Genomic DNA, 10,167 nt, shown 5'->3' with positions numbered 1-10,167 from the left:
GCTTGTACTCCTGTGTACTCTTTAGGACCTTCCACTTTTTCCGGTTCTACCACTGCTCCTGCTTGTACTCCTGTGTACTCTTTAGGACCTTCTACTTTTTCTGGCTCTACCACTGCTCCTGCTTGCACCCCTGTATATTCTTTTGGTGGTTCTACCTTCTCAGGTTCTACTATTGCACCTGCTTGTACTCCTGTATATTCTTTTGGAGCTTCTACTTTTTCCGGTTCACCTTTTGCTTCTTTTGGTTTAACACCAGTAAGTTTAGAAATAGCTACATTTAACTCTTCAACTGCTTTGTTTACTTCGTCTTGTGTTGCATGTTCATCTTCTAAAAGTTGTTTAGCTTTATTAATAGCTTTGTTGTATTCCTCTTTAGCATCTAATGACGCATATTCATACTTATCACTATCAGTTGTAACTTTGAAATTATCAGAAGCTAATTTCAGTTGACTCTTATCTACTTTAACATCTTCTTTAGGTGCATTTTTCTCTACAAGAGCCACAAAATTACTAAGTTCATCTACTGTGAATACGAACTTACCATCAACAACTTCACCATTAACCGGTTCAATTGTTCCATCTTTTTTCTCTTGACCAAATTTAGCTGGCATTTTATCTAATGATAAAGTAACTTTTCTAGTTCCATCAACTTCTACTACCTTATTATTTCTATCTTCTAAATGGATATCATAAAATACAACATCATATTTAGTTAAATCAATCTCACTGTCAGTTAGCTGTTTAAGTATTTTTTCCTTGCTAGCTTTTTCAACATCTCCAACTACAAGTTTATAATCATTATAAAGTTTAGCTTCTCCAAACTCAACAGTCGCTGGAGTAGTTGCACCTTCTGCAGTTGTGACACTAGCTACTTTCTGAGCTAGACTCAATTGTAATTCTTTTGTATTACGACCATTCCCTACTACAAGTTCAAAATTGTTTTCAGAAGATCTATATCCTTCTGGTAACACTACTTCAACAGTATATTTACCATTATTTAAACGTTTTTGGAATTCTTTTTCACTATATAGACTTCTTGATAATTCTGTTTTTTCACCTTGTTCATTCGTAACAAATACTTTTGCTCCAGCAGGTATAACTTTATCAAATTTAATTATTGTCGTGTTTCTCTTTTGTTCTTCAAATGTAAATTCAACAGATTTAGTTGAGTCATCTTTAGTAATCTCAAAAGCAACTTCTTTAGGACTAGTTAATTTAAGAGCTTCATCAGTTAGAACTACTTGTACAGTATATTTACCATATGGCAGGGCTGTCAGATTCTTACCATTCTTCGTGAAGTCTTCTCCTACTAATTCCCCTTTTTCATTCTTAATAGCATATCTTACGTTAGTAGAATAATCACCTGTTCCATCTTTAGCTGTAGTTTTAACTTCTACAGTACCTTTTTCAGTATTTTGAACTTTAGAAATTCCAACGCTATCTTTGTTCCCTGCAAAATCACTCACTTCATAAGTAAATTTATCTAGAGATACTTTTTCTGGAAGAGTGAATGTACCATCTATATTTGGCTCTACTTCCACTTCTTTTTCAACAGTTTTACCATCTTTACCTTTTTTAGTCACTTTATAACTTAATTTCTTATAAAGTACTCCACTTCCGTTTTCTTTAACTGCATACGGTTTAAATGTTCTAGTTTTTTCGTCATAAACTCCACCTGTACCAACAATTTGTGGTGCAACTCTATCAATAGTAACGTTAAATACAGTCTCTTGCATTTTCGCACCTGTAGCAACTGGACTATAGCTAACTACATACTGGTATTCACCATCTGGTAATGGATTTCCATTATTATCTTGACCTTTCCAGTTTGTTTCAGTAACTAACACAGCTTTTTTATTTGTAGCTTTGTTATGGAAGAAGTTCTTTTTACCAGAAACATTACCATTTTCATATAATGGATTTTTACGTTCAACATCATCTTTAGCATAAACTGATAATTTAAGATTTTCATAGTTTCTTAAGAACGTCGCTTTAAATCCAATTTCATCGTGCTGTCTATCACCATTTGGAGAAAATGCTAATTTCCCAAAATAATTAGACTTACTCTTAGGATTAGTATACTCTCCTAAAACTTTAATATGTTTTTCTTCACCATTTACATCAACAGTAACCAATGAAGTAAAGTTATTTTTATCGTCACGCTCCGTTGTATTAGGTTTATAGTAATAGAATGGTTTTTCATTCCCTTTAAATTCATATATTGGTTTTTCTACTACAGGTAGATTTTGGAACTCTCCTTTAAAACCAACATATGGTATTCCAGCAACTGCTGTATTCGTATCTTTAGGATCAAAGAATCTTACAAATCCTTCAAGATAATAACCATTTGGCATTTGCCCTTCTAATTCATTTCTGAATTGCGTTGCATCTACAGTAATTGTAACTGATTTCTCTCCTTTAGCAGGAACTACTACAGTCTCTCCACCATTACTTTCTGATAATTGTCTTGGTTTAAGTGTAATTTGTCCATTTTCTACACCATCAGTATTTAAATAAGACTTGTAAACAAGTTCCTTAGGCTGATCAGATAAATTATGTAGTACTACATTAAATTTAAATGTATCTTGGACATTACCTAAAGAGATACTTCCATAATCATTATCTCCAGTTACATATAAATCACCAAATGCCGCTTTAGAGACATCAATAACTCCAGCTCCTTGTTGTCTTGGTGATGTAAATGCTTTTGTTTCATTATTATAATTTGGAATCGCAGTACTCATTAATAGGTGTTTTATTAATTTCTGTAATTCTTCACCTTGAAGGTCAGGATATCTTTCTTGGAATACTTGTTTCATTAAAGATATAGCTCCAGCTACGTGTGGTGAAGCCATACTTGTACCACTATCTAATCCATACGTTCCATTATTGAATGATGAATAAACATCACCACCAGGTGCCGTAACATCAGGCTTGAATAGTCCGTCTCCAGTCACTCCCCAACTTGTAAAATCAGCAAGTTGATTTGCTTGCGGATGAGGTCTCTTACTGAAATGTCCAGTAAATTTTAATTTATAATAATCTGGATAAGTTGCTAATAAATTACCGAATTTATATCCAACAAACACTACAGGAAAATCACTATCGTAATTATTTAATGCAACATTAAGTAACTCTTCTCCACCTTCTTTAGTGTTATATAAAACAGCACCAGCAGCTCCTGCTTTTTTAGCAGCTGCTACTTTATCTGCGAAAGTATTTCCACCTCCACGCATCATTACTGCAATTTTACCTTTTACATCTTGGTTTTTAAAATCATTTTCTAAACCATAACCAGCGTTAAAGTATGAGTACTCAGTTTTCGGATTAAATCTTTTAGCAAATGGTCTAATTGTAGCTTCACCATTATCCCACTCTTCATTTCCTTCTAATCCAACAACAGTCATTACTTCAGTATTCATGACACTATTGTTTATAGCCGCCACAGCTATTGAATCAGGCGTTACCGATGGCGTTCCGATTAATCCATAATCTGGATTAGAAGCACTTGGTTTACTTTGACCATTTCCAAATACATTATCATTCCCCGCAGCGACTACAACATTGACCCCAGCCTTTTTAGCAAGTGCAATTGCATCAATAGTACCTTGACCAACTTCTGTTACTGCTCCTGCAGTAGCACCTAGACTCATATTAATAGAGTCAGCACCTAATTTAACAGCATCTTCTATAGCTTTAACATATAAAAACGTACTTGTTTTTGCTCCACCTTGTTTATCTGAGAATACTCTCATGAATATTAATTGTGATTCTGGAGCAACACCTGCTACATACTCATTATTCGGTGCTTTTTTCGTTGGATTACCTACTGAAGTACCTACAACGTGCATACCGTGAGATTTATCTTTTTTCTCTTTTAGGTTATTATCCCAGTCATAGTAGTTAAACGCATAAATCAGTTTATCACTATACCATTTTCCATAATCGATTCCAGCTTTTTCTTTCACAGCTTCAAGTTCAGCTTTATTTTTATACTTAGCTTTACTTGTATCAGTTAAATGTAATATGTCATGATTAGGATCTAAACCTGAGTCAATAACAGCCACTACTCTACCTTGACCTTTATATCCTTTATCCCATAAACTTTGTACACCAATAATTCTATTACTGTCGATAACTGTATTTTTTAAAGCAGTATCATCTTCATTATTTTTAGTAGTAGTTTCAGGAACTTCATAATCAACACTTACTTCAACACTATTTACAAAATCCATCGCTTGAATTTTTTTAGCGTCAGCATACGAAGTTTCTAAAGAAAATCCGTTTAAAAGTGTATCATATTCAAATAATACTTTGTAATCAACACCTTTATCTTTAATTTCTTTTAATGCTCGTTCACGTGGTTCTTTAGTACTCTTTTCGCGTTCTTTTCTTCCTTCTTCAGTTTTCAATGAATTAGGATCTACTTTGTCCTCTTTTAAAGAAACAATAATTCTAACTTTATCCTCATCTTTAAAAGTATGTGCAGAAGTATTAGATACGGCATCAGCCTTTCCATTTTCTTCAGCATATACCCAATTCTTCTCTAAATTATTAAAATCCATCACATGTAGATTAGTTAATAGTAATGTAGCTGTTACAAATGATACAGCAGCTTTTTTTCCAAAATGCATTGTTCCTCTCCTTTTTTTAAGTATATTTTAGTTACATTTCTATATTTAAACACATATTATCTGTAAAATCAATAGATTTTTCTGTTTAATTATAAAAAAATAAAGAAAAAAACTTAGTTCCCTAAGTTTCTTCTTAATTTTTATTCATGTATTTCTAATGGTAATCCATCTGGATCAAAGAAAAATGCCATTTTCTTATTATCAAAATCATCGTATCTTAATTCTTCATGTGGAATATCTAATTCATCAAACTTTTTCAGAACCGCTTCTACATCATCAACTTTAAAAGCTAAATGTCTTAGTCCACTGTATTCTGGACTTGGTATCTTAGGTCTTAATGGAGCAGCTTCTTTAATAAAAATTTCTAATACTAGATTCCCTTGTTTTACATTTATAATAATATCATTCTTCTCTGGTCGATTATGTTCACTAGTAACCTCAAATCCCAACTTATCTACGTAAAACTCCTTTGTTTTAATATATTCTGTTCCTATAATCGCTATGTGATGTACATTCTCAAACATTTTAATACATTTCCTTATCTAATTTTTTTACTATGTCTATAGCCAGAGCCAGCTTCTGAGTATCCACTTCTTCATAGTCTCCTTTGTCTGTATATCTATAAGTTACATCCACACCGGTTGTCGTTGTATCAATTCCATATTTTTTAAATGTTCCATGAACTTGAGTAACTCCTGTCTCTTTAATAATATATTCAATATTCTCAGTAGTAATCCCCGCACCTGCAAGAATCTCAATTTTATCCCCAAACTTTTCTTGAAGCTGTTTTAAAAGTTCTACACCTTTATTAACATTTGCACCCAGTCCACTAGTTAATACTCTTGTACAACCTAATTCAATCAAGCGTTGGATATTATTTTCTGGTTCATCTGAGCAATCAAACGCTCTATGAAAGACACTTTCCGCTTCAAAACTTTTACATAGTTTTATCATTTTTTCAGTCTCTTCCCAGTTAATTCTTCTACTTTCATTCAAAAATCCAAATACTATTCCTTTTGCACCGTGTTCTAGCAGTTCCCTAGCTTCTCTAAACATCTGTTCTTTTTCTATTTCCGAATAGCAAAAACCTCCTCCCCTAGGTCTTACCATCGCCATTATAGGTATCTCAACACCATTTTCAAGTGCCATATTTAGAACTGTTAATGTTGGTGTTAAACCACCTAGATAACTAGCACTAATCAACTCTATTCTATCTGCACCTTCATTTTGTGCTACTAAACAATCTTGTACACTATTAGCACATACTTCTATTTTAATCATATCAAATTCTCCTTTAATATCTATAGCATAATTATAACATAGTTTAAAACATCTCTAATAACTAATACTCTATTAAAAAGTCCTTAATAACAAATCTTTTTTAACAAAATAAGGATATGTGAAATTAATCATCATATCCTTATTTATATTTATATTGTAGATTGTATTATTTCCCACCAAATATAGATGTTCTAAAATCTTTAGTCTGATCTAGATAAGCCTTAAATATAGCTTTCTTAAGTTTAAGAACTCTACTATTAGTATCAGGGTATACTTGTGCTGTGAAATCTTCAGCATCTTCTCTAACTGCTGTTTCAATCATTTTTTCAAGTACACTTATATTATTAACTGTTACATTTTTTTGTCGTCCCCATGGGTCATTAGGATTAAAGAAGCTAACTCTATTTAGTTTACTGAATTGTTGTACTCTTTCACTATACATATCTTTCTTGAATTCAACCCAAGATTTATATTTTTTATTAAACACTTTCTCAAGTACTAAATCATCAGTAACCAAGCCAATTTCTTTACCATAAGAATTAATCTTATGTCCTCTCTCTTTTGCTTCTTTTTCATATTGATTAGAAATGTATGGAACCATACCTTCTTTATAACCTTTAGCAGCTAATAGTTCAAATGCCATACGGCGTCCCATTAAGTCACCTGGAGTTCCTCTGTCACTACTTAAAGCAGAATAGATTGGTGAGAATAGATTAATTGTGTGGTATCCATTTCTTTCATACTCACCTTGGTCGATATATCCTCTTCTTGTTATAATGTCATTTTCGATTAGACTATTAAATGAGTTAAGTTTATTAATTTCATCAGAAGTTAATCTACGAACAGCATTCGTTGCATAAACATAATTTCCATCAGGATCTTTCTTATATATATTCTCAATTTTTCTTAATAGATCATTTTTCTCATTATAATCTAATTTAGCTACAGCACGACCTTCTAAGATTTCAAGAGTATATATTAAATCGAACATATTATGCATATAACTATGTAAGTCTTCTGCACTACTGAATCTTTGAGTTGGATCCGCTATTTGAAGTCTTGTTGAATTTTCTGAATCATCATATTTCAAAACAGAGTTAATTGTTATTGTTGGATCATATGGGTGGTCAGGAGCTTGTAGTAATCCTTTTGCATAAAACTCAGGTCCTAATCCACTTCTTCTTCCATATCCTCCAAGATAAATTTCTCTATCAGAGTTATGTGTCATTTCATGAGTATAAGTAACCGCACCAGATTTATCTAGCATACGATAAGCCATATAGTAGAATGCATCACCTGTTGCATATGCACCATGTTGATTATGAACAACATTATTTCCAGAAGGACCAAAGAAGTTTTTTATAACCGGATTATTAGTTTCAAAATTCGCTTCTTGTACCTTATCATTTGTATCATTACCAAATCTAAACGCGTCATAGACTAGGACACTTCTAAATAATTTTTCTTTATTATCATTATCTAGAATTTTATACCAATAATCATAATGATCTCTAAAGCGTTTAGCAGCTTCTTTCACATTATCTTCAACAAATTTATTTAATTTTTCTCCCTTAGGATATTCATTACTTCTATATCTATCATAAGCACCAAATCCTATAGTTGAAATATTCGCAATCATAAATATCATTTTTTCTTCTGGTAAAGTTAATAATGGTAAGACCATACTTTGATATTTCCATGAAGGACTAGTTAATCTATCATAAACACCTATAGAGTGTTCCGTTCCTTGTTCTGATTGTTTAGAACTTACTTCAGGTATTGTAGATTTTTCTTCAACAATATATGCTTTAGATTGTTTTTTGAACCAGTCGTTATTAGTTGTATTTGGTAGGAATACTTTTCTATAACCTTCTAATGCTTTAAATAAACCTTCAGTTCCATAATTTTTAGATAATAATACATTATATGTAATTACATTATTTTTAGCTAATAAATTGTTAAATCCAGATTTACCTAGCTCAATAACATTATCTAATGCAGAACTATTAGATTTACCAAAGAAATCTAAATGATATAATACTAAATCTTTTGCACTTGCATTATCATATTTAAAATTATACCAACGTTCAAGATATGTTAATCCTAGAAGTAGCGCCTCTTTATTATTCTTAATTTTTTCTATTACATAATTGTCTATTATTGAATTATTATTTTCAGCTATCGCCGCATCAGCAGAAAGAAGTTTTGATAAAGTATCACCTATATTTGCTTTTGTTTTATCAAATTGTTCATCTAGATATAATTCAGTTAATTTTATATCACTTGAAATATCTAATACTCTTCTAACAGCATCTGAATTATATTGAACAGATTTCAAATCATTTAAAACAGCTTTTACAATATTATTATAATCATGTAATAATGTATTAGGTGTGTACATAAGCTTTGTATTAGTTATTTCATACTCTGCTACTTTAGAGAAATCTTGTCGGTATTTTACATCTAATGTTTGAGAAGTATTATCAGAATAATGAAGTAACAATTTATTAATGCTACCTTTGTTTTTATTAATATCTGTGATTACTTCTTTATCCTTCATTGGAACTACAGACACAAGATTTTTAGTAAATAAATCATTATTAGTTTCTACTAAATTACCATATTTAACAATTGTCTCTCGATTATAGAACGGTAATAGTTTTTCAATATTTTTATATACTTTTAACCTAGAAACATCTGCTCCTTCTACATTTCCATAGTCAGTTACATATCTAGAAGAGAAGTTAAAGTCTTCTATCTTAGTATTTTTCTTAGAAACAAGTTCAGTTTTCTTCTCAAGAACTTTATTATTATCTAATACAATACCTCTTTGTTTTTCTGAATCTCTACTAAGTACTTCATCATCCACTTGTACTACATTTACTACCTTATTATTTTTATTACTATAAGTGTTAGTTGCTTTTATACCATTAAAATCATAACCCGCAATAGCATTACCATTCGTTACATTAACATCACTTAAGACGTTTGTAAGGTTACCCGAGTTACTTATATCTGATGAGTCTCTATCCCAAAGATACCCTGCAACTCCTCCAACATAACCAAAATGTTTTACATTATTTAGATTTCCTTCAACATAACTATTTCTGATAGTTGCATTCTTATCAACAAGTCCCGCTATACCACCAACAACCTGGTCACCAGTATTAGCATTCGTTGCCATATCAATAGATGAAATTGATCTATCTATTGAAGCACTAGCACCTGAAAGTTTTCCTACTAAACCACCTATTTGATAAGTAGCCGTTGTATCATAAGTATTAGTTATTCTTCCAGTAAAACTACTTTCAGAAATTGTAGAGTTAGTAACTTGTGAAACTAAACCACCAATACTGCGTTCACCTGCAATTACACCAGAAGAATGAACATTAATAATTTTTGAACCATTTTTCGCCTCTTTCGCTATTGTAGCAGTATCATCTTTCGAAGAAACATTTGCTTCTTTTATTGAAAGATCTTGAATAGTAGCATGACTTAAAGCATTAAACAATGGTTTTTTCAGGTTATATATAGCATAATTCTTATCATTATTTTTACCTATTAATGTACCTGTAAACTCACTACTAATATAGCTTTCTTGACCATCTCGAAGTTCTACTTCACGAGCATCCATAGTTGCTCCCAAACGAAACGTACCATGTAGATTTCTATTCATTGCTTCTACTAGATTTTTAAATGATGTATAAACTTCGTTTTCACTATTTACGGTCTTAGGTAGGTAGTAAGTATAATTTTCTAAAATACTATTGTTTTCGTGTTGAATTAAATCATTAGCTTGACCCACAATTTTATATACTTCTTGATTACCTTTTCTAGCACTCTCAATACTCTTAACTGGTAACATAACATCTTTAAAGTTCTCTGATTTAACTTTCATAAAGTAGTCTGTTGGAGTAGTAGGAACACTCGAAAGTGATGTTACATGTCGATACTTATTATTTTCTAAAGTGTACAATTCTACATTAGAAATATTTCTAAGTTCTAGTTTCTTATCTACTGTTCTTTCTTTTTCAGCACTAGGTTGTTCAATTTTACCAGTGTATTCTTTTGGTGGTTCTACTTTTTCCGGCTCAACTATTGCTCCGGCCTGCATTCCTGTGTATTCCTTCGGTACCTCTACTTTTGCTGGTTCTACTATTGCTCCGGCTTGCACTCCCGTGTATTCTTTCGGGGATTCTACCTTCTCAGATTCGACTATCGCTCCGGCTTGTACCCCTGTGTACTCTTTTGG

At 31.7% G+C, this 10,167-nt stretch carries 4 protein-coding genes; all 4 read right to left on the bottom strand.

Features of this window, described 5'->3' with window-relative positions:
- Window positions 1–4,634: S8 family serine peptidase (locus HMPREF3186_RS08290; RefSeq protein WP_060914781.1), on the bottom strand; the 4,634-nt coding region annotated here is incomplete at its 3' end.
- A gap of 140 nt (window positions 4,635–4,774) precedes the next feature.
- Window positions 4,775–5,158 carry an SMU1112c/YaeR family gloxylase I-like metalloprotein gene (locus HMPREF3186_RS08285; RefSeq protein WP_060914764.1) on the bottom strand — a complete coding sequence of 128 codons (384 nt, stop codon included), beginning with the start codon at window positions 5,156–5,158 and terminating at the stop codon, window positions 4,775–4,777.
- A 1-nt stretch (window position 5,159) separates the two neighbouring features.
- Complete coding sequence (locus HMPREF3186_RS08280; RefSeq protein ID WP_060914763.1) at window positions 5,160–5,915, bottom strand: copper homeostasis protein CutC; 756 nt, start codon at window positions 5,913–5,915, stop codon at window positions 5,160–5,162.
- Between the two features lie 166 nt (window positions 5,916–6,081).
- A partial coding sequence (locus HMPREF3186_RS08275) for a ZmpA/ZmpB/ZmpC family metallo-endopeptidase (protein ID WP_269446636.1) occupies window positions 6,082–10,167 on the bottom strand: 4,086 nt, incomplete at its 5' end.

Origin of the sequence: Gemella haemolysans, assembly GCF_001553035.1 — a bacterium.
Taxonomy (GTDB): Bacteria; Bacillota; Bacilli; order Staphylococcales; family Gemellaceae; genus Gemella; species Gemella haemolysans_B.
Note: the sequence above shows the minus strand (reverse complement) of the source record. Positions and strands in the feature narration are given on the sequence as shown.